Origin of the sequence: Pseudomonas citronellolis, assembly GCF_001586155.1 — a bacterium.
In the GTDB taxonomy this organism is placed as follows: Bacteria; Pseudomonadota; Gammaproteobacteria; order Pseudomonadales; family Pseudomonadaceae; genus Pseudomonas; species Pseudomonas citronellolis.
Map to the genome: position 1 here is coordinate 4,031,899 of NZ_CP014158.1, position 18,648 is coordinate 4,050,546.

19 protein-coding genes are annotated in these 18,648 nt (G+C 67.9%); 13 read left to right on the top strand and 6 right to left on the bottom strand.

Annotated features, from left to right (window positions below):
* Positions 1–7: 7 nt before the first annotated feature.
* From ccoS to PcP3B5_RS17520, 5 genes are all read left to right on the top strand, one after another.
* The gene (gene ccoS / locus PcP3B5_RS17500) at positions 8–235 is read left to right on the top strand and encodes a cbb3-type cytochrome oxidase assembly protein CcoS (RefSeq protein ID WP_009622827.1); all 228 of its coding nucleotides are present in this window, start codon (positions 8–10) and stop codon (positions 233–235) included.
* On the top strand, positions 228–920 hold the full coding sequence (locus PcP3B5_RS17505; protein WP_009622828.1) for a sulfite exporter TauE/SafE family protein: 693 nt from the start codon (positions 228–230) through the stop codon (positions 918–920). Before ccoS ends, PcP3B5_RS17505 begins: the two co-directional genes overlap by 8 nt.
* Positions 921–1,345: 425 nt before the next feature.
* The gene (hemN, locus tag PcP3B5_RS17510; protein ID WP_009622829.1) at positions 1,346–2,728 is read left to right on the top strand and encodes an oxygen-independent coproporphyrinogen III oxidase; all 1,383 of its coding nucleotides are present in this window, start codon (positions 1,346–1,348) and stop codon (positions 2,726–2,728) included.
* A gap of 158 nt (positions 2,729–2,886) precedes the next feature.
* A complete protein-coding gene (anr, locus tag PcP3B5_RS17515) occupies positions 2,887–3,621 on the top strand; it encodes a transcriptional regulator Anr (protein WP_009622830.1) in 735 nt (244 codons plus the stop codon).
* 99 nt (positions 3,622–3,720) lie between these two features.
* A complete protein-coding gene (locus PcP3B5_RS17520; RefSeq protein WP_058071094.1) occupies positions 3,721–4,269 on the top strand; it encodes an adenine phosphoribosyltransferase in 549 nt (182 codons plus the stop codon).
* Between the two features lie 195 nt (positions 4,270–4,464).
* On the opposite strand, the gene PcP3B5_RS17525 is transcribed toward PcP3B5_RS17520, so the two are convergent.
* Positions 4,465–4,926, bottom strand: coding sequence for an Lrp/AsnC family transcriptional regulator (locus tag PcP3B5_RS17525; protein ID WP_009622833.1), 462 nt, complete (start codon positions 4,924–4,926; stop codon positions 4,465–4,467).
* 272 nt (positions 4,927–5,198) lie between these two features.
* Here PcP3B5_RS17525 and PcP3B5_RS17530 point away from each other — a divergent pair, with 272 nt between their 5' ends.
* From PcP3B5_RS17530 to lpdA, 4 genes are read left to right on the top strand one after another with little or no spacing between them, the layout of a single operon-like run.
* Positions 5,199–6,431 (top strand): 3-methyl-2-oxobutanoate dehydrogenase (2-methylpropanoyl-transferring) subunit alpha, encoded by a 1,233-nt coding sequence (locus PcP3B5_RS17530; RefSeq protein WP_058071095.1) that lies wholly within the window; start codon positions 5,199–5,201, stop codon positions 6,429–6,431.
* Positions 6,428–7,480 (top strand): alpha-ketoacid dehydrogenase subunit beta, encoded by a 1,053-nt coding sequence (locus PcP3B5_RS17535; protein WP_009622837.1) that lies wholly within the window; start codon positions 6,428–6,430, stop codon positions 7,478–7,480. The genes PcP3B5_RS17530 and PcP3B5_RS17535 overlap by 4 nt, the downstream gene beginning before the upstream one ends.
* Positions 7,481–8,752 (top strand): dihydrolipoamide acetyltransferase family protein, encoded by a 1,272-nt coding sequence (locus tag PcP3B5_RS17540; RefSeq protein WP_061561977.1) that lies wholly within the window; start codon positions 7,481–7,483, stop codon positions 8,750–8,752. It begins immediately after the preceding gene.
* Positions 8,753–8,757: 5 nt separating this feature from the next.
* The gene (lpdA, locus tag PcP3B5_RS17545; protein WP_061561978.1) at positions 8,758–10,164 is read left to right on the top strand and encodes a dihydrolipoyl dehydrogenase; all 1,407 of its coding nucleotides are present in this window, start codon (positions 8,758–8,760) and stop codon (positions 10,162–10,164) included.
* Between the two features lie 102 nt (positions 10,165–10,266).
* On the opposite strand, the gene PcP3B5_RS17550 is transcribed toward lpdA, so the two are convergent.
* The 3 genes from PcP3B5_RS17550 to PcP3B5_RS17560 form a co-directional block, all read right to left on the bottom strand.
* Positions 10,267–10,569 (bottom strand): LasR-specific antiactivator QslA, encoded by a 303-nt coding sequence (locus PcP3B5_RS17550; RefSeq protein WP_058071125.1) that lies wholly within the window; start codon positions 10,567–10,569, stop codon positions 10,267–10,269.
* A gap of 539 nt (positions 10,570–11,108) precedes the next feature.
* Positions 11,109–11,411, bottom strand: a complete 303-nt coding sequence (locus PcP3B5_RS17555; protein ID WP_061561979.1) for a helix-turn-helix domain-containing protein — start codon at positions 11,409–11,411, stop codon at positions 11,109–11,111.
* 24 nt (positions 11,412–11,435) lie between these two features.
* Positions 11,436–11,738 (bottom strand): LasR-specific antiactivator QslA, encoded by a 303-nt coding sequence (locus tag PcP3B5_RS17560; protein ID WP_061561980.1) that lies wholly within the window; start codon positions 11,736–11,738, stop codon positions 11,436–11,438.
* Between the two features lie 767 nt (positions 11,739–12,505).
* Between PcP3B5_RS17560 and PcP3B5_RS17565 the strand changes: the two genes are divergently transcribed.
* From PcP3B5_RS17565 to PcP3B5_RS17580, 4 genes are all read left to right on the top strand, one after another.
* On the top strand, positions 12,506–14,275 hold the full coding sequence (locus tag PcP3B5_RS17565) for an FAD-dependent oxidoreductase (RefSeq protein ID WP_061561981.1): 1,770 nt from the start codon (positions 12,506–12,508) through the stop codon (positions 14,273–14,275).
* Positions 14,242–15,081, top strand: a complete 840-nt coding sequence (locus tag PcP3B5_RS17570) for an aldo/keto reductase (RefSeq protein ID WP_043313235.1) — start codon at positions 14,242–14,244, stop codon at positions 15,079–15,081. Before PcP3B5_RS17565 ends, PcP3B5_RS17570 begins: the two co-directional genes overlap by 34 nt.
* 193 nt (positions 15,082–15,274) lie before the next feature.
* A complete protein-coding gene (aroQ, locus tag PcP3B5_RS17575) occupies positions 15,275–15,715 on the top strand; it encodes a type II 3-dehydroquinate dehydratase (protein WP_009622845.1) in 441 nt (146 codons plus the stop codon).
* A gap of 4 nt (positions 15,716–15,719) precedes the next feature.
* The gene (locus PcP3B5_RS17580) at positions 15,720–16,571 is read left to right on the top strand and encodes a shikimate dehydrogenase (RefSeq protein ID WP_061561982.1); all 852 of its coding nucleotides are present in this window, start codon (positions 15,720–15,722) and stop codon (positions 16,569–16,571) included.
* A 461-nt stretch (positions 16,572–17,032) separates the two neighbouring features.
* Here the strand turns inward: PcP3B5_RS17580 and PcP3B5_RS17585 are convergent, their stop codons facing one another.
* Entirely contained in the window at positions 17,033–17,776 is a 744-nt protein-coding gene (locus tag PcP3B5_RS17585) for a sulfite exporter TauE/SafE family protein (protein ID WP_043313231.1), read from the bottom strand.
* Between the two features lie 83 nt (positions 17,777–17,859).
* Positions 17,860–18,630: an IclR family transcriptional regulator domain-containing protein gene (locus tag PcP3B5_RS17590; RefSeq protein ID WP_043313229.1), complete on the bottom strand. Its 771-nt coding sequence runs from the start codon at positions 18,628–18,630 to the stop codon at positions 17,860–17,862.
* Positions 18,631–18,648: the final 18 nt, after the last annotated feature.

The following is an 18,648-nucleotide window of genomic DNA, read 5'->3' on the forward strand; positions in this document are numbered from 1 at the left end:
AGTCGATATGCCCGCTCTCTACGTAATGATCCCGGTGGCGCTGATCATCGTCGCCATCGCCGTCTGGATCTTTTTCTGGGCGGTGAACAGCGGCCAGTACGACGACATGGACGGCCCGGCCCACAGCATCCTGTTCGACGACGAGGACCCCAAGCACCAGGCCGGCATCGACGAGGCCGAAGGCGCCAAGGATGCGCAGACCGAAGCCCGGGACAAGGACTCGCGCGATGCTTGAGCTGGCGCCCATGCTGGCGTCCGCGCTGATCCTCGGCCTGCTCGGCGGCGGCCACTGCCTGGGCATGTGCGGCGGCCTGATGGGCGCGCTGACCCTGGCCATTCCAGCGGAACAGCGCGGGCGCCGCCTGCAGCTGCTGCTGGCCTACAACCTCGGGCGCATCCTCAGCTACGCCGCCGCCGGCCTGCTGCTGGGCCTGGCCGGCTGGGCCATCGCCAGCACCCCCTTCGCCTCGGCGCTGCGCGTGGTCGCCGGCCTGCTGCTTATCGCCATGGGCTTGTATCTGGCTGGCTGGTGGAGCGGCCTGACGCGCATCGAAGCCCTCGGCCGCGGCCTGTGGAAATACATCCAGCCCTTCGCCAGCCGCCTGCTGCCGGTGGCCAGCGTGCCGCGCGCGCTGCTGCTCGGCGCGCTCTGGGGCTGGCTGCCCTGCGGCCTGGTCTACAGCACCCTGCTGTGGACCAGCAGCCAGGGCTCGGCGTTGGAAAGCGCGCTGCTGATGCTCGCCTTCGGCCTGGGCACCTGGCCGGTGCTGCTGGCCACGGGGCTTGCCGCCGAACGCATCACGGCGCTGCTGCGCAAGCGCAGCGTGCGCATGGCCGGCGGCCTGCTGGTGATCCTCTTCGGCCTGTGGACACTGCCCGGCCCGCACCAGGCGTGGCTGATGGGCCACGCGATGCACTGAAGCCCCCGCGCTTGGCTTTTCGTAGGAGCGAGGGGGGCGCCTAGCTCTTGCTCGCGAACAGGATTCACCCTGGTGCCTGGCCCGAAGAGCGCCCTCTCCCTAACCCTCTCCCTGAAGGGAGAGGGGACTGTTCGGAGCAGGCGGGTAGCAAGGAGTCATCCGGCTAGTGCCGAAGTGGCAGGTTGAAACCATTCCCCTTCTCGGCACGAACGGCCCCCTCTCCCTTCAGGGCGGGGCGCGCAGCCGAGGGCTGGGGAGAGGGTCACGGACTCCACCCCAACTCCAAAGCCAACCCCAACACCACTGCTCACAAGCAAGCCCCTCCAACGAGGTACCCCCTGCGACCGCTTGATGCAGGTCAAGAGGCTTTTCCCACAGTCTCCCTAGACTGCGCCGAAAAGCTCGCCTGATTCGGGGACTGCGGCATGCTCGACGATATCCGCTGGGACACAGATCTGATCCGTCGCTACGATCTGTCCGGCCCGCGCTATACCTCCTATCCCACCGCCGTGCAGTTCCACGAAGGCGTGGGCCCCTTCGACATGCTGCATGCCCTGCGCAACAGCCAGAAGGCCGACCGGCCGCTGTCGCTCTACGTGCACATCCCGTTCTGCGCCAACATCTGCTACTACTGCGCCTGCAACAAGGTCATCACCAAGGACCGCGGGCGCAGCGCGCCCTACCTCGCCCGGCTGATCCACGAAATCGAGATCGTCAGCCGCCACCTGGGCAAGGACCAGTGCGTGGAACAGCTGCACTTCGGCGGCGGCACCCCCACCTTCCTCAGCCCCGGCCAGTTGCGCGAACTCATGGGCCAGCTGCGCGAGCACCTGAACCTGGTGGAAGACGACTCCGGCGACTACGGCATCGAGATCGACCCGCGCGAGGCCGACTGGTCGACCATGGGCCTGCTCCGCGAACTGGGCTTCAACCGCGTCAGCGTCGGCGTGCAGGACTTCGACCTGGAAGTGCAGCAGGCGGTGAACCGCATGCAGAGCTTCGACGAGACCCGCGCCATCATGGACGCAGCGCGCACCCTGCAATACCGCTCGATCAACATCGACCTGATCTACGGCCTGCCCAAGCAGAACCCCGACAGCTTCGCCCGCACCGTCGAGCAGGTCATCGGCCTGCAGCCCAACCGCCTCTCGGTGTTCAACTACGCGCACCTGCCCGAACGCTTCATGCCGCAGCGGCGCATCAACGCCCAGGACCTGCCCTCCCCCGCGCAGAAGCTGGAAATGCTCCAGCGCACCATCGAGCAGCTCAGCGCCGCCGGCTACCGCTACATCGGCATGGACCACTTCGCCCTGCCCGACGACGAACTGGCCAGCGCCCAGGAGGACGGCACCCTGCAACGCAACTTCCAGGGCTACACCACCCACGGCCATTGCGACCTGGTGGGCCTGGGCGTTTCGGCGATCAGCCAGATCGGCGATCTCTACTGCCAGAACAGCACCGACATCAACGACTACCAGAACAGCCTGGACAACGGCCAGTTGGCCACCCGCCGCGGCCTCTACTGCAACGCCGACGACCGCGTGCGCCGCGCGGTGATCCAGCAACTGATCTGCCACTTCCAGCTGGACTTCGAAAGCATCGAGGAACGCTTCAACATCGAGTTCCACGGCTACTTCGCCGACATCTGGGACGAGCTGGAGCGCTTCGCCAAGGACGGCCTGATCGAGCTGAGCCCGCGCGGCATCGACGTCACCGCCGCCGGCCGGCTGCTGGTGCGCAGCCTGTGCATGCTCTTCGACCACTACCTGCCGCACCAGAACCTGCAACGGTTCTCGCGGGTGATCTGAAGGAATTTGCTTAGAGAATAAGTACGAATCTGACCTTTTTTACATAAGGTTTCGGAATAAACGCCGGAATGTTCCGAAATCCACCCGGCAAGCTGGCAGCCGAACCCTTGGGTGCGTTACCCTTGCGTTTCTTGTGCCTTTCCACCCAAGGATCAACCATGGCCGAAACCATCAAGGTGCGCGCCTTGCCGCAAGCGCATTGCAAGGATTGCAGCCTGGCGCCGCTGTGCCTGCCCCTGTCGCTGAACAACGACGACATGGACGCCCTCGACGAAATCGTCAAGCGCGGCCGGCCACTGAAGAAGGGCGAGTTCCTGTTTCGCCAGGGCGACGCCTTCGGTTCCGTGTTCGCGGTGCGTTCCGGCGCGCTGAAAACCTTCAGCATCACCGACGGCGGTGAAGAGCAGATCACCGGCTTCCACCTGCCCAGCGAACTGGTCGGCCTGTCCGGCATGGACACCGAGGCCTACCCGGTGTCGGCCCAGGCCCTGGAGACCACCTCGGTCTGCGAGATTCCCTTCGAGCGCCTGGACGAGTTGTCCGAGCAGCTGCCGCAGCTGCGCCGCCAGCTGATGCGGGTGATGAGCCGCGAAATCCGCGACGACCAGCAGATGATGATGCTGCTATCGAAGAAGACCGCCGACGAGCGCATCGCCACCTTCCTGGTCAACCTCTCGGCGCGCTTCCGAGCCCGCGGCTTCTCCGCCCAGCAGTTCCGCCTGGCGATGTCGCGCAACGAGATCGGCAACTACCTGGGCCTGGCGGTGGAAACCGTGTCGCGGGTGTTCACCCGCTTCCAGCAGAACGGCCTGATCGCCGCCGAAGGCAAGGAAGTGCGCATCCTCGACTCCATCGAGCTGTGCGCCCTGGCCGGCGGCCAGATGGAAAGCTGAAGGCGCGACCTTCCGGTCATCGCGCAAAACGGGCTCGCCTTGTGGCGGGCCCGTTATACTTGGGGGCTTCGAAAAGCCGTCACCAGGTACCCTGCCAGCATGATCCTCAACCAGCTCGACCTGAAATCCATGATCCGCGCGGTCCCCGACTTCCCCAAGGCGGGCGTGGTGTTCCGTGACATCACCCCGCTGTTCCAGTCGCCGCGCGCGCTGCGCTTCGTCGCCGACAGCTTCATCCAGCGCTACGTCGAAGCGGATTTCAGCCACATCGGCGCCATGGACGCGCGCGGCTTCCTGATCGGCTCGATCATCGCCTACGAACTGAACAAGCCCCTGGTGCTGTTCCGCAAGCAGGGCAAGCTGCCCGCCGACGTGCTGGCCCAGGCCTACCAGACCGAGTACGGCGAAGCCCTGCTGGAAGTGCACGCCGACAGCCTGTGCGAAGGCGACAGCGTGCTGATCTTCGACGACCTGATCGCCACCGGCGGCACCCTGCTGGCCGCCACGCAACTGGTCCGGCGCATGGGCGCCAGGGTCCTGGAAGCCGCCGCCATCATCGACCTGCCGGAACTCGGCGGCTCGGCCAAGCTGGCCGACGCCGGCATCCCCACCTACAGCCTCACCGCCTTCGCCCTCGACGAGCAGTGAGGAGCATGTAGGAGCGCGCCCTGCGCGCGAATCGCGGGCAGGGCCCGCTCCTACAGGTTGCCGGGAAGCACGGCGCTTTCCCGTAGGATGGGTTGAGCGAAGCGATACCCATCAGCGCCACCGCATGGGTTTCGCAAGCTCAACCCATCCTACGAAAGCGCCTCGGCGCAGCCGGCAAGCCAGTTGCCTGCCCCCTCAAAGCGGCGGCGCCGAGCGCTTGAGCACCGACTTCAAGGCGAACGCCGACTTGATCCCGGCCACCCCGGGAATCTGCGTCAGGGTGGTGGTGAGGAAGGCCTGGTAGGCCGCCAGGTCCTTGACCACCACGCGCAGCATGTAGTCCGCGTCGCCGGTCATCTGGAAGCAGCTCATCACCTGCGGCGCCTGGACGATGCTTTCCTCGAACCGCGCCAGGTAGTCGCCGGTCTGTTTTTCCAGGGTGACCGAAACGAACACGCTCATGGCCCCGGACAGGCGCTCCTCGTCGAGCTGGGCGAAGTAGCCCTGGATGTACCGTTCCTCCTCCAGGCGCCGCACCCGGCGCAGCGTCGGCGTCAGCGACAGGCCGATCTTCTGCGCCAGGTCGCGCCAGCTCAGGCGGCCGTCGTCGGCCAGGGCGCGGAGGATCTTGAGGTCGGTGCGGTCGATGTCGGCCATGGCGCTCACTTCTACGGAAGAGGGTTTTTGTAGTTCAAAGACACTAAATCTTCTGCTCAAAGCTAGTCAAATTGGAGCAAAAAACCAGCCGGTCACACCTATACTGAAATCACAAGAACAACGAACGAGGACCTCACCATGAGTGATGTCAGCACCCGCCGCGCTACCGCGCGCGGCACCCGCACCGTCGCCCAACCAGGCCAGCCGCACCCGCCCGGTCCGGCGTCTTCCGTCTGCTGATCCCCACCCCCGATCACAACTGGAGACCCACCATGACCGACTACGCTCCCCTCCGCCTGCACGTCCCCGAACCCACCGGGCGCCCGGGCTGCAAGACCGACTTCTCCTACCTGCACCTGTCCCCCGCCGGGGAAGTGCGCAAGCCCGACGTCGACGTCGAGCCGGCACAGACCGCCGACCTCGCTTACAGCCTCGTGCGCGTGCTCGACGACCAGGGCAACGCCCTCGGCCCCTGGGACCCGCAGCTCAGCCACGAACAGCTGCTGCGCGGCCTGCGCCTGATGCTCAAGACGCGCATCTTCGACGCCCGCATGCTCACCGCGCAGCGGCAGAAGAAAATGTCCTTCTACATGCAGTGCCTGGGCGAGGAAGCCATCGCCACCGCCCACACCATGGCCCTGCAGGGCGGCGACATGTGCTTCCCCACCTATCGCCAGCAGGGCATCCTGATCACCCGCGACTACCCGCTGAAAGACATGATCTGCCAGCTGCTCTCCAACGAGCAGGACCCGCTCAAGGGCCGCCAGCTGCCGATCATGTACTCCAGCCGCGAGAAAGGCTTCTTCTCCATCTCCGGCAACCTCGCCACCCAGTTCATCCAGGCGGTGGGCTGGGGCATGGCCTCGGCGATCAAGGGCGATACCAGGATCGCCTCGGCCTGGATCGGCGACGGCGCCACCGCCGAGTCGGACTTCCACACCGCGCTGACCTTCGCCCACGTCTACCGCGCCCCGGTGATCCTCAACGTGGTCAACAACCAGTGGGCGATCTCCACCTTTCAGGCCATCGCCGGCGGTGAAGGCACCACCTTCGCCAACCGCGGCGTGGGCTGCGGCATCGCCTCGCTGCGGGTGGACGGCAACGACTTCCTCGCCGTGTACGCCGCCTCGCAGTGGGCCGCCGAACGCGCCCGCCGCGGCCATGGCCCGAGCCTGATCGAGTGGGTCACCTACCGCGCCGGCCCGCACTCCACCTCGGACGATCCGTCCAAGTACCGCCCGGCCGACGACTGGACCAACTTCCCCCTCGGCGACCCCATCGCCCGCCTGAAGCAGCATGTGCTGGCCCTGGGCATCTGGAGCGAGGAACAGCACGAGGCGCTGCACAAGGAACTGGAAGCCGAAGTGATGGCCGCGCAGAAAGAGGCCGAACGCCACGGCTCGCTGGTGGACGGTCACGTCTTCAGCGCCGCCAGCCTGTTCGACGACGTCTACAAGGACCTGCCGGAACACCTGCGCCGGCAGCGCCAGGAGCTCGGGGTATGAACGCCATGAATCCGCAACACGAGAACGCCCAGGCGCTCACCAGCATGAGCATGATCCAGGCGCTGCGCTCGGCGATGGACGTGATGCTCGAACGCGACGACGACGTGGTGGTGTTCGGCCAGGACGTGGGCTACTTCGGCGGCGTGTTCCGCTGCACCGAAGGCCTGCAGAAGAAGTACGGCACCTCGCGGGTGTTCGACGCGCCCATCTCCGAAAGCGGCATCGTCGGCGCCGCGGTGGGCATGTGCGCCTACGGCCTGCGCCCGGTGGTGGAAATCCAGTTCGCCGACTACGTCTACCCGGCCACCGACCAGCTGGTATCCGAGGCGGCGCGCATCCGCTACCGCTCGGTGGGCGACTTCGTCGTGCCCATGGTGGTGCGCATGCCCTGCGGCGGCGGCATCTACGGCGGGCAGACGCACAGCCAGAGCCCGGAAGCGATGTTCACCCAGGTCTGCGGCCTGCGCACGGTGATGCCGTCCAACCCCTACGACGCCAAGGGACTGCTGATCGCCTGCATCGAGAACGACGACCCGGTGATCTTCCTCGAACCCAAGCGCCTGTACAACGGCCCCTTCGACGGCCACCACGATCGCCCGGTGACGCCCTGGTCCAAGCACCCGCAGAGCCAGGTGCCCGAAGGCTACTACCGGGTGCCGCTGGACAAGGCGGCCATCGCCCGCCCGGGCAGCGAGCTGACCGTGCTCACCTACGGCACCACCGTCTACGTGGCGCAGACCGCCGCCGAGGAGACCGGCATCGACGCCGAGATCATCGACCTGCGCAGCCTCTGGCCGCTGGACCTGGACACCATAGTCGAATCGGTGAAGAAGACCGGCCGCTGCGTCATCGTCCACGAGGCCACCCGCACCTGCGGCTACGGCGCCGAACTGATGTCGCTGGTGCAGGAAAACTGCTTCCACCACCTGGAAGCCCCCATCGCCCGCGTGACCGGCTGGGACACCCCCTACCCGCACGCCCAGGAATGGGACTACTTCCCCGGCCCGGCCCGCGTCGGCGCCGCCTTCAAGCGTGCCATGGAGGTCTGAATGGGCATTCACGTGATCAAGATGCCGGACATCGGGGAAGGCATCGCCGAAGTGGAACTGGTGGAATGGCACATCAAGGTCGGCGACGAGGTCCATGAGGACCAGGTGCTGGCCGAGGTAATGACCGACAAGGCCACCGTGGAAATCCCCTCGCCGGTTTCCGGCCGCATCCTCGCCCTGGGCGGCGAGCCCGGCCAGGTCATGGCCGTGGGCGGCGAACTGGTGCGCCTGGAAGTGGAAGGCGCCGGCAACCACCGCGAAGCCGCGGCCAAGCCCCATGAAAGCGCGCCCGCCGCAGAACCCGAAGCGAAAGCCCAGCCGCTCAGGGAAGCCCCGCGCGCCGAAGCCAAACCAGCCCCCGCGCCGCGCCCGGCAGCCGCCGCGCCGGCCCCGCGCCGCGCCCCCGGCGAGAAGCCGCTGGCCTCCCCGGCGGTGCGCCAGCGCGCCCGCGACCTGGGCGTGGAACTGCAGTTCGTGCAAGGCTCCGGCCCCGCCGGGCGCATCCTCCACGACGACCTCGACCAGTACCTGGCCCATGGCGGCGCGGTGGTCGCCTCCGGCTACGCCGCGCGCCACGACGAGCAGCAGATCCAGGTCATCGGCCTGCGCCGCAAGATCGCCCAGAAGATGGCCGAGGCCAAGCGGCGCATCCCGCACTTCAGCTATGTCGAGGAAATCGACGTCACCGACCTCGAAGCCCTGCGCCAGCACCTCAACGCCAGGTACGGCGCCAGCCGCGGCAAGCTCACCCTGCTGCCCTTCATCGCCCGCGCGATGGTGGTGGCCCTGCGCGAGTTCCCGCAGCTCAACGCCCGCTATGACGACGAGGCCGAAGTCATCACCCGCTACGGCGCGGTGCACCTGGGCGTGGCCACCCAGAGCGACAGCGGCCTGATGGTGCCGGTGCTGCGCAACGCCGAATCCCGCGACCTGTGGGGCAACGCCGCGGAAGTGGCGCGCCTGGCCGAGGCCGCGCGCCACGGCAAGGCCAGCCGCGAGGAACTCTCCGGCTCGACCATCACCCTCAGCAGCCTGGGCGCGCTGGGCGGCATCGTCAGCACGCCGGTGATCAACCATCCGGAAGTGGCCATCGTCGGCGTCAACCGCATGGTCGAGCGGCCCATGGTGGTCAACGGCCAGATCGTGGTGCGCAAGATGATGAACCTGTCCTCGTCCTTCGATCACCGGGTGGTCGACGGCATGGACGCGGCGGCCTTCATCCAGGCCGTGCGCGCCCTGCTCGAACACCCCGCCACCCTGTTCCTGGAGTGACCGCCGTGAAGCAGAACCAGACACTGGAAACCACCCTGCTGATCATCGGCGGCGGCCCCGGCGGCTACGTCGCCGCCATCCGCGCCGGGCAGTTGGGCATCCGCACCCTGCTGGTGGAAGGCGCGGCCCTGGGCGGCACCTGCCTGAACATCGGCTGCATCCCCTCCAAGGCGCTGATCCACGCCGCCGAGGAATACCTCAAGGCCCGCGAGTTCGCCGGCAAGTCCGCACTGGGCATCAGCGTGCAGGCGCCGAGCATCGACATCCAGCGCACCGTGGAATGGAAGGACGGCATCGTCGACCGCCTGACCACCGGCGTCGCCGCGCTGCTGAAAAAGCACGGCGTGGGCGTGGTGCACGGCTGGGCGCAGGTCGTCGACGGCAAGACCGTCGAAGTCGCCCTGGCCGACGGCGGCACCCAGCGCATCCACACCGAGCACCTGCTGCTGGCGGCCGGTTCGCGCTCGGTGGAACTGCCCTTCCTGCCAGTGGGCGGCAAGGTCATCTCCTCCACCGAAGCCCTCGCGCCCAAGGCCCTGCCCAAGCGCCTGGCGGTGATCGGCGGCGGCTACATCGGCCTGGAACTGGGCACCGCCTACCGCAAGCTGGGCGTGGAAGTGACGGTGGTGGAAGCCCAGCCGCGCATCCTGCCGAGCTACGACGAAGAACTGACCAAGCCGGTGGCGGCGGCCCTGCGCAAACTCGGCGTGGAACTCTACCTGGGCCACAGCGTGGTCGGCCTGGAGCCCGACGGCAAGGGCCTGCGCCTGCGCGACGGCCAGGGCCAGCAGCGGGTGATCGAGACCGACCAGGTGCTGGTCGCCGTCGGCCGCCGGCCCAACACCGAAGGCTGGAACCTGGAGAGCCTGCACCTGGACATGGACGGCCGCGCGGTGAAGATCGACGAGCAGTGCCGCACCTCGATGCGCAACGTCTGGGCCATCGGCGACATCGCCGGCGAACCCATGCTGGCGCACCGCGCCATGGCCCAGGGCGAGATGGTCGCCGAACTCATCGCCGGCAAACGCCGCGCCTTCACCCCCGCGGCCATCCCGGCGGTGTGCTTCACCGACCCGGAAGTGGTGGTGGTCGGCCTCACCCCGGACCAGGCCCGCGCCAGCGGGCATGAAGTGCTGACAGCGAACTTCCCCTTCGCCGCCAACGGCCGCGCCATGACCCTGGAGGCCCACGACGGCTTCGTCCGCGTGGTGGCCCGCGCCGACAACCACCTCATCCTCGGCTGGCAGGCGGTGGGCAAGGCGGTATCGGAACTCTCCACGGCCTTCGTCCAGTCCATCGAAATGGGCGCACGCCTGGAAGACATCGCCGGCACCATCCACGCCCACCCGACCCTCGGCGAAGCGGTACAGGAAACCGCCCTGCGCGCCCTGGGGCACGCGCTGCATATCTGAGCCCCCTGCGATACCCGCCGATGGGTATCGCTGCGCTCAACCCATCCTACGTCGCACACACAGGATGGGTCGAGCCTGCGAAACCCATCGACGCCCACGCCGCTAGCTGCCCGCCTCCTGCGCCAACAAACGCTGCTGCAAGCGCGCCAGGAAAGCCACCTCGTACGCTGTGCGTTGCCCCTCCGGAACCTGCCCCTCGCGACCGACCAGCAGAACCGCCCAGAGGCTGGCCGGCTCCTTTTCCATCAGCCAGCGCTCGGCACGTCGCTGCCCGGCATCGATGGCGGCCTGGCAGTCCTGCAGCCAGAACAGCTCCAGCGCCGGCTGGCCGTCGGCGGCGGGGATGTGGGTGGTGAAGAGTTTTCCAGTCGGGTGGTGCGCGCGGGTAAAAGCGGGTGAATGCATTTTCTTGTGCTCCTGCATCGGATGGGAGCCACCTTCCAGCCTTCTCACGGGCAAGGGAGGCGGACCGTGCGAGGGTGAGAATCCGGTAATGCAGGCTACCGGCCGGGCATGAACCCGCCTCGCACGGCCGCCATAGAAATGCGTACCGCAGGCACAAAAAAAAGCGCCTGCTGTACAGCCATGGCGCCGCCGCGCCTGCATACGTTCCACCGGGTTCTCACGCCCGATCACGACAATCGCCGTGACGGACGAACCCTAGCGAGCCCCACTCAGGCGCAACAAGGCGAAGTATCGCAGGCTCGCGCGTGAGCTTTCCCAATTTTCAGGGAAGGCCGGAAATATCTGTAGGAGAGAGCTTGCTCGCGAATGGAGTTTTGCCGGTGAGTCAGGTGCGGGGCTGAGCGCCGGCCCTCTCCCTAACCCTCTCCCTGAAGGGAGAGGGGACCGTTGGGCAGAGTTGGGTGTTCTGGAGTTAGCCGGTACCCCTTCCGGGCGAAGCACGGCAACACGGCTCGACCGGGGACGCCCGAATGCCTTTATCAGAGAATCGCCTGCAAGCCCTTGTCGGCAATGACGTTGAGCAGTTTGAGCGCAGGCCCCGTCGGATGGGTTTCGCCTTGCTCCCGCTTGCGCACGGTCGAAGCGATGGTGTACAGGTGGAGGGCGAACACCGGCTGGCTGAATTTCAGCTCTTCGCGAAGGCGTTTGATGTCGGCAGCACTGAACTCCCGTACCGGCGGCGGGCAGATCGTGTCGAACTCGCGCATCGTCACCTTGCTGATCGCACCCGCTTCATGGAGCACAGCCAGGTCGTCACGCAGGGAGTCAATGAGCTTGCTCACAATGCACCTCCAATAGCACGCCAGCTAGGTACTCGCATCCTGCGCCAGCAAACGCTGCTGCAAGCGCGCCAGGAAAGCCACCTCGTACGCCATGCGTTGCCCCTCCGGAACCTGACCTTCGCGGCCGACCAGCAGGACCGCCCAGAGGCTGGCCGGCTCCTTTTCCATCAGCCAGCGCTCGGCACGTCGCTGCCCGGCATCGATGGCGGCCTGGCAATCCTGCAACCAGAACAGCTCCAGCGCCGGCTGGCCATCAGCGGCGGGGATGTGGGTGGTGAAGAGTTTTCCAGTCGGGTGGTGCGCGCGGGTAAAAGCTGGGCGGTGCATATCCATCACTCCTGCATAGTAGGTTCGGAAGCCACCACCCAAACTTTCCACAGTTGGGGTGGCAGGCCGTGCAAGGGTGGAAATACCGGCTATGCAGGACCCGGCCGGGCCGAAGCCCGCCTTGCACGGCCCGCCATAGAACGACGTTCAGCGGGCACAAAAAAGCGCCAGCTGAACAGCTATGGCGCTACCGCGCCTGCATAGTTGGTCCGGGTTTCCACACCCGATCACGACAACCGCCGTGACGGACGAACCCTAGCGAGCCCCACTCAGGCGCAACAAGGCGAAGTATCGCAGGCTCGCGCGTGAGCTTTCCTAATTTTCAGGGAAGACAGGAAATATCTGTAGGAGAGAGCTTGCTCGCGAACAGGGGTGCCGAGCCTTGCTCCGGAGTGGGCTCGAAGTCCGTAACCCTCTCCCCAGCCCTCTCCCTGAAGGGAGAGGGGGCTTGTCCGTGCCGAGAGAAGGCATGGCATTAGCCTGAGACTTTTGGCGTTGCCGGCTAACGCCTGTACATCCGCATCTGCCCAACGGTCCCCTCTCCCTTCAGGGAGAGGGTTAGGGAGAGGGGCGAGGCCCAGCCCACCACCATGCCTTGCATGGATATGCCCAGCCCCAATGATGGGTATCGCTTCGCTCAACCCACCCTACGTCGGCTCCCCGGCCGATTATCGACCAGTAGTTGCGCCCGGCAGCTTGCCTTCTCTCCGCCCCAAACAAGATTATGGAACCAAGTTCCAAAAACAATCCCGCGGAGTCCCCTGCCCATGTCCCCTGCCCCGAACCTGCCGCCCACCGACTGCGACCTGCTGGTGGTCGGCTCCGGCGCCGCCGGCCTGGCCGCTGCCGTCACTGCCGCCTGGCACGGCCAGAAGGTCATCCTGGTGGAGAAGGAAGCGGTGTTCGGCGGCGCCACCGCCTGGTCCGGCGGCTGGGCCTGGGTGCCGCGCAACCCGCTGGCGCGGCGTGCCGGCATCGAGGAGGACATCGAGCAGCCGCGCACCTACCTGCGCAACGAGCTGGGCGACTACTACGACGCCGCGCGGGTGGATGCCTTTCTCGAAGCCGCGCCGCACATGGTGGCCTTCTTCGAGCAGCACACCCGCCTGCAGTTCGCCGACGGCAACGGCATCCCCGACATGCATGGCGACACCCCCGGCGCCGCCAGCGGCGGGCACCAGGTGATAGCCGCGCCCTACGATGCCCGCGAGGTCGGCGACCTGCTGCCGCGCCTGCGCAGGACAATGCGCGAGACCTCCTTCCTCGGCATGCCGATCATGGCCGGCGCCGACCTGGCCGCCTTCCTCAGCATGACCCGCTCGCCGCGCGCGTTCGTCCACGTGGCCAAGCGCGTGCTCACCCACTTCTACCACCTGGCCCGCTACGGCCGCGCCATGCACCTGGTCAACGGCGTGGCGCTGGTGGCGCGCCTGGCCAAGTCGGCGCAAGACCTGGGCGTGCGCCTGATGGAATCCTGCCCGGCGCAGCGCCTGCTGCTGGAGGATGGCGCCGTGCGCGGTGCCGTGGTGAAGACACCGCGCGGCGAACTGGAAATCCGCGCCAAGGCCGTGGTCCTCGCAGCCGGCGGCTTCCCCAACGACCCCGAGCGCCGCCGCCAGCTGTTCCCCCGCGACGCCAGCGGCCACGACAACCTCGCCCTGCCGCCGACCTCCTGCTCCGGCGACGGCCTGCGCCTGGGCGAAGCCGCCGGCGGCAGCGTCGAGACGAACCTGCGCTCGCCGGTGGCCTGGGCCCCGGTGTCGAAGGTCACGCACCGCGACGGCAGCGTCGGCCACTTCCCGCACATCATCGAGCGCGGCAAGCCCGGCATCATCGGCGTGCTGGCCAACGGCAAGCGCTTCGTCAACGAGGCCCACGGCTACTACGACTACGTCAGCGCGATGCTCGCCGCCCTGCCCGAGGACCAGGAGCCCTGCTCCTGGCTGGTCTGCGACCAGCGCTTCCTGCGCCGCTACGGCCTGGGCTACGTGCGCCCGGCGCCGCTGCCCATCGGCGCGCACCTGCGCAGCGGCTACCTCAAGCGCGGCGCCAGCATCGAGCAACTGGCGCAGGTGTGCGGCATCGACCCGCAGGGCCTGGCGCAGACCGTCGCCGACTTCAACCGCCACGCCCGCAACGGCGAGGACCCGGCCTTCGGCCGCGGCAGCACCGCCTTCAACCGCAAGCAGGGCGATGCGGCCAACCCCGGCCCCAACCCCTGCGTCGCGCCCATCGAGCATGGCCCGTTCTATGCGGTCAAAGTGCAGCCGGGCTGCTTCGGCACCTTCGCCGGGCTGAAGACCGACGGCCAGGCCCGCGTGCTCGGCGCCGACGGCCAGCCGATCCCCGGCCTGTACGCCGCCGGCACCGACATGGCCAGCGTGTTCGGCGGCCACTACCCCTCCGGCGGCATCAACCTCGGCCCGGCGCTGACCTTCGGCTACGTCGCCGGCCGCCACGCCGCCGGCGCACACGACTACGAACCCCAAGCAGGAGCCACCCCATGCAAGCACGCATCCGCAACCGCCACGGCCTGAACATGCCCAAGCTCGGCCTGGGCACCTGGCCGCTGACCGGCGCCGAGTGCACCGGCGCCGTGCGCCAGGCCCTGGAACTGGGCTACCGGCACATCGACACCGCCGCCGGCTACCACAACGAAGACGCCGTGGGCCAGGCGCTGGCCGACAGCCCGGTGGCCCGCGAGGACGTCCACGTCACCAGCAAGGTCTGGTGGGACCGCCTGGCCCCGGCCGACCTCGCCCAGTCCCTGGACGACAGCCTGCGCGCGCTGCGCAGCGACTACCTGGACCTGTTCATGATCCACTGGCCGGGCAAGAACGGCAGCCTCGTCGGCGACGACCTCAAGCGCAGCGTCGAGGCCCTGGTGGCCGCCCGCGACAGCGGCAAGGCGCGCGCCATCGGCGTGGCCAACTTCCCCCTGGCGCTGCTGCGCGAGACCGTGGAAACCCTGGGCGCGCCGCTGGCGGCCATCCAGGTCGAATACCACCTGATGCTGAACCAGCTACCGCTGCTGGACTACGCCCGCGCCCACGACATGGCCCTCACCGCCTACACCCCGCTGGGCCGCGGGCGCATGCTGGAGGAACCGGCGATCCAGGCCATCGCCCGGCGCCACGGCGTGCTGCCTAGCCAGGTGGCCCTGGCCTGGCTGCTGGAGCAGGACGGCGTGGCCGCCATCCCCAAGGCCGCCAGCCTGGCCAACCAGCGCTCCAACCTCGCCGCCCTCGACCTGCGCCTGGACGACGAGGACCGCGCGCAGATCGCCGCCCTGCCGAAGAACGTCCGCCTGGTCAGCCCGGAATTCGCCCCGAAGTGGGACTGACCGTCCGCTGATCGCACACTTCCTCGCCCCCCTCCTTCCGCCCGGCCCGGCCAGAAACCGCGCCGGGCCTTGCCGCGCCTGGCTTGCAGCGCTTTTGCCCAAAGCCCGGTGAGCCAATTGACGAAAGTAACCATTTGGTACATTTTCTGATGACCGCACTCCAGCGGCGACAAGACCTACAAGAGACACCCGCATGCCCCTCCCGATCCTGATCCTCAACGGCCCCAACCTGAACCTGCTGGGCACCCGCGAACCGGCCACCTACGGCCACGAGACGCTGGCCGACGTCGAAGCGCTGTGCCAGGCGCGCGCCGACGAACTGGGCCTGCAGGTGGCGTTCAAGCAGACCAACCACGAGGGCCAGCTGATCGACTGGATCCACGAAGCGCGCGGCCGTTGCGCCGGCATCGTGATCAACCCGGCGGCCTGGACGCACACCTCGGTGGCCATCCGCGACGCCCTGGCGGCGGTGGAGCTGCCAGTGATCGAGGTGCACCTGTCCAACGTGCACAAGCGTGAGGAGTTCCGTCACCACTCCTTCGTCTCGGGCATCGCCGTGGGCGTGCTGGCCGGCTTCGGCAGCAACGGCTACCGCCTGGCCCTCGACCACTTCGCCCACCTGCTGCGGGGCTGATGCCATGAGCCAGAAGACCGCCATCCTCGCCGGCCTGATCGGCGCCGGCATCCAGGCCTCGCGCACCCCCGCCCTGCACGAGCACGAAGGCGACGCCCAGGGCCTGCGCTACCTGTACCGGCTGATCGACCTGGACCAGCTGAAGCTGAACCTCGACGCCCTGCCCGAACTGCTCGACGGCGCTCAGCGCCTGGGCTTCACCGGGCTGAACATCACCTTCCCGTGCAAGCAGGCGATCATCCCGCTGCTGGACGAGCTGTCCGAGGAAGCGCGCGGCATCGGCGCGGTGAACACCGTGGTGCTGAAGGACGGCAGGCGCGTCGGCCACAACACCGATTGCCTGGGCTTCGCCGAAGGCTTCCGCCGCGGCCTGGCCGACGTGAAGCGCAACCGCGTGGTGCAGTTGGGCGCCGGCGGCGCGGGCGCGGCGGTGGCCCACGCGCTGCTCAGCGAAGGCGTGGAGCAACTGAGCGTCTACGAAGTGGACGCGGCCCGCGCCGAGGCCCTGGTGAACAACCTCAACCAGCATTTCGGCCATGGCCGGGCGCTGCTCTGCACCGACCTGCCGGCCGCCATGGCGGTGGCCGACGGCCTGGTCAACACCACCCCGGTGGGCATGGCCAAGCTGCCCGGCACGCCGCTGCCGGTGGGCCTGCTGCGCGCCGAGCTGTGGGTGGCGGAGATCATCTACTTCCCGCTGGAAACCGAACTGCTGCGCCACGCCCGCAGCCTCGGCTGCCGCACGCTGGACGGCGGCACCATGGCGGTGTTCCAGGCGGTGAAGGCCTTCGAGCTGTTCAGCGGCCGAGCGGCTGATGCGCAGCGGATGCAAGCCCACTTCCGCAGCCTGGATTGAGCGTAGGGCGTATAACCGTTCGCGGTTATACGCCGCTACACCTGGCCCCCCTGCCCGGCTGCGAGGTTCTGCTGGACGTCTCATCGGCCACCAAAGCGGAGCCCCGTTCTACAACCAGCGGGCGTTCGACCAGGGTCAGGCGGCGGATAACGTGGAACGTTATTCGCCCTACGCTCCTTGGGTCCATGGTGTTTGCGTTGAAGAGCGCCCTCTCCCTAACCCTCTCCCTGAAGGGAGAGGGGACCGTTCGGAGTGCGCGGGTGTTTCTGTGTTAGCCGGCTTGTACCGAGTGACCGGCTGACACCAAATCCATTCTCGGCACGGACAAGCCCCCTCTCCCTTCAGGGAGAGGGCTGGGGAGAGGGTTGCGGACTCCACCCCAGCTCCGGAGTCAAACCTGACGCCATTGTTCGCGAGCAAGAACTAGGCGTCCCCCTCGCTCCTACGAAAAGCCCTGCCCCCTATCCCCACCAATTCTCCCAAACCAACTGCACCCCGGTCGCCAGCAACCCCAGCCGCGCAATGCGGTAGAACCACACATGGTTGACCTTGTCCTGCAACCAGATCCCCAGCCACACACCCAGCACCACGATGGGCGCCAGCAGCAGGCTGGTCCCCAGGTTGCTCCAGGTGAACTGGCCGAGCAGCGCGTAGGGCACCAGCTTGATGGCGTTGGTCAGCAGGAAGAAGCAGTTCACCGTGGCGATGTAGCGCACCTTCTCCAGTTGCTGCGGCAGCAGGTACATCATCACCGGCGGGCCGCCGGCGTGGGCGACGAAGCTGGTGAAGCCGGCGATGCCCGAGAGCACCACGCCCTTGCCCGCCGCCGCCGGCTTTGGCTGGGCCGCGGCGCGGGCCACCAGGGTGTTGAGCAGCACGAAGGCGATGGCGATGCCGCCGATCAGCAGGGCGATGAAGCGCTCGCTGAGCAGGCCGAAGCTCAGCGCGCCCGCCGCCACGCCCAGCAGCGCACCGGGCAGCATGATCTTCAGGTTGCGCACATCCCACTTGCCGTAGAAGCGCCGCAGGCCGGTGAAATCGGCCATGCAGAGGATCGGCAGCATCAGCGCCGCGGCCTGGGTCGGCGGCATGGCCAGGGCCATCAGCGGCACGGCGATGCCGCCCAGGGCGCCGCCGAAGCCACCCTTGGAAACGCCGGTGAGCAGCACGGCAGGGATCGCCACCAGGAGGAATTCGAGGGTCATCACGCAACTCGTCGGCACACGGAGCCGCCGATTATGCCGCGTCGACGCGTCTGCGCCAGGCCCCGCGGGCGATCAGCGCCCGCTCAGTCCACCACCGGGCGCAGCAGCGCCTGGGCCTCGTACAGCGCCGGCAGGTAGCGCAGGCGCATCTCGTCCAGGCCCAGGCGCGAGGCGTGGGTGGTGATGGCCAGGCTCGCGCGCATGCGCCCGCTGCGGTCCAGCAGCGGCACGCCGATCACGCGCATGCCGATCTCGTATTCCTGGTCCACCACGCAGTAGCCCTGCCGGGCGACCTTGGCGATCTCGGCGTGCAAGGCGTCCATGTCCGTCAGCGTGTAGGGCGTCAGCGCCCGTGGCGGACTGCGTTCGAAATAGGCCGCCAGCTCCGCCTCGCCCAGCGCCGCCAGCCACAGGCGGCCGCTGGCGGTGCAGTACATGGGCACCCGCGAGCCGGGGCGGATCGACAGCGAGGCGATGTGGCTGTAGCGGCTGCGCACCACGTGGACGATCTCGTCGCCGTCGCGGGTGCCCACCGAGACGTGCTCCTGGGTCTGCCGCGCCACCTGCTCGACGATGGGCCGCAGCATGCGCGGCAGCTGCGCCGAATCCACGTAGGCCTGGCCGATGCGCAGCGCCTTGGGCGTCAGCCAGTAGTGGCGGCTGTCGGTCTCGGCGAAGCCTTCGTGCACCAGGGTCAGCAGGAAGCGCCGCGCGGCGCTGGGGGTGAGGCCGGACAGCCGCGCCGCCTCGGGCACGCTCAGGCGCGGGCGCTCGGCGCTGAACAGCTGCATCAGCGCCAGGCCCTTCTGCAGGCCGGCGATCAGGTCGCGGGGATGGATGCTGGGGGTTTCCAAGGCACGGGCTCCGGGTAA

What these genes read in the sequence shown, in the direction of transcription:
- ccoS (WP_009622827.1), top strand. Translation starts at nt 8, where the DNA reads ATGCCCGCTCTCTACGTAATGATCCCGGTGGCGCTGATCATCGTCGCC.
- PcP3B5_RS17505 (WP_009622828.1), top strand. Translation starts at nt 228, where the DNA reads ATGCTTGAGCTGGCGCCCATGCTGGCGTCCGCGCTGATCCTCGGCCTG.
- hemN (WP_009622829.1), top strand. Translation starts at nt 1,346, where the DNA reads ATGCTCGACGATATCCGCTGGGACACAGATCTGATCCGTCGCTACGAT.
- anr (WP_009622830.1), top strand. Translation starts at nt 2,887, where the DNA reads ATGGCCGAAACCATCAAGGTGCGCGCCTTGCCGCAAGCGCATTGCAAG.
- PcP3B5_RS17520 (WP_058071094.1), top strand. Translation starts at nt 3,721, where the DNA reads ATGATCCTCAACCAGCTCGACCTGAAATCCATGATCCGCGCGGTCCCC.
- PcP3B5_RS17525 (WP_009622833.1), bottom strand. Translation starts at nt 4,926, where the DNA reads ATGGCCGACATCGACCGCACCGACCTCAAGATCCTCCGCGCCCTGGCC.
- PcP3B5_RS17530 (WP_058071095.1), top strand. Translation starts at nt 5,199, where the DNA reads ATGACCGACTACGCTCCCCTCCGCCTGCACGTCCCCGAACCCACCGGG.
- PcP3B5_RS17535 (WP_009622837.1), top strand. Translation starts at nt 6,428, where the DNA reads ATGAACGCCATGAATCCGCAACACGAGAACGCCCAGGCGCTCACCAGC.
- PcP3B5_RS17540 (WP_061561977.1), top strand. Translation starts at nt 7,481, where the DNA reads ATGGGCATTCACGTGATCAAGATGCCGGACATCGGGGAAGGCATCGCC.
- PcP3B5_RS17550 (WP_058071125.1), bottom strand. Translation starts at nt 10,569, where the DNA reads ATGCATTCACCCGCTTTTACCCGCGCGCACCACCCGACTGGAAAACTC.
- PcP3B5_RS17560 (WP_061561980.1), bottom strand. Translation starts at nt 11,738, where the DNA reads ATGCACCGCCCAGCTTTTACCCGCGCGCACCACCCGACTGGAAAACTC.
- PcP3B5_RS17565 (WP_061561981.1), top strand. Translation starts at nt 12,506, where the DNA reads ATGTCCCCTGCCCCGAACCTGCCGCCCACCGACTGCGACCTGCTGGTG.
- PcP3B5_RS17570 (WP_043313235.1), top strand. Translation starts at nt 14,242, where the DNA reads ATGCAAGCACGCATCCGCAACCGCCACGGCCTGAACATGCCCAAGCTC.
- aroQ (WP_009622845.1), top strand. Translation starts at nt 15,275, where the DNA reads ATGCCCCTCCCGATCCTGATCCTCAACGGCCCCAACCTGAACCTGCTG.
- PcP3B5_RS17580 (WP_061561982.1), top strand. Translation starts at nt 15,720, where the DNA reads ATGAGCCAGAAGACCGCCATCCTCGCCGGCCTGATCGGCGCCGGCATC.
- PcP3B5_RS17585 (WP_043313231.1), bottom strand. Translation starts at nt 17,776, where the DNA reads ATGACCCTCGAATTCCTCCTGGTGGCGATCCCTGCCGTGCTGCTCACC.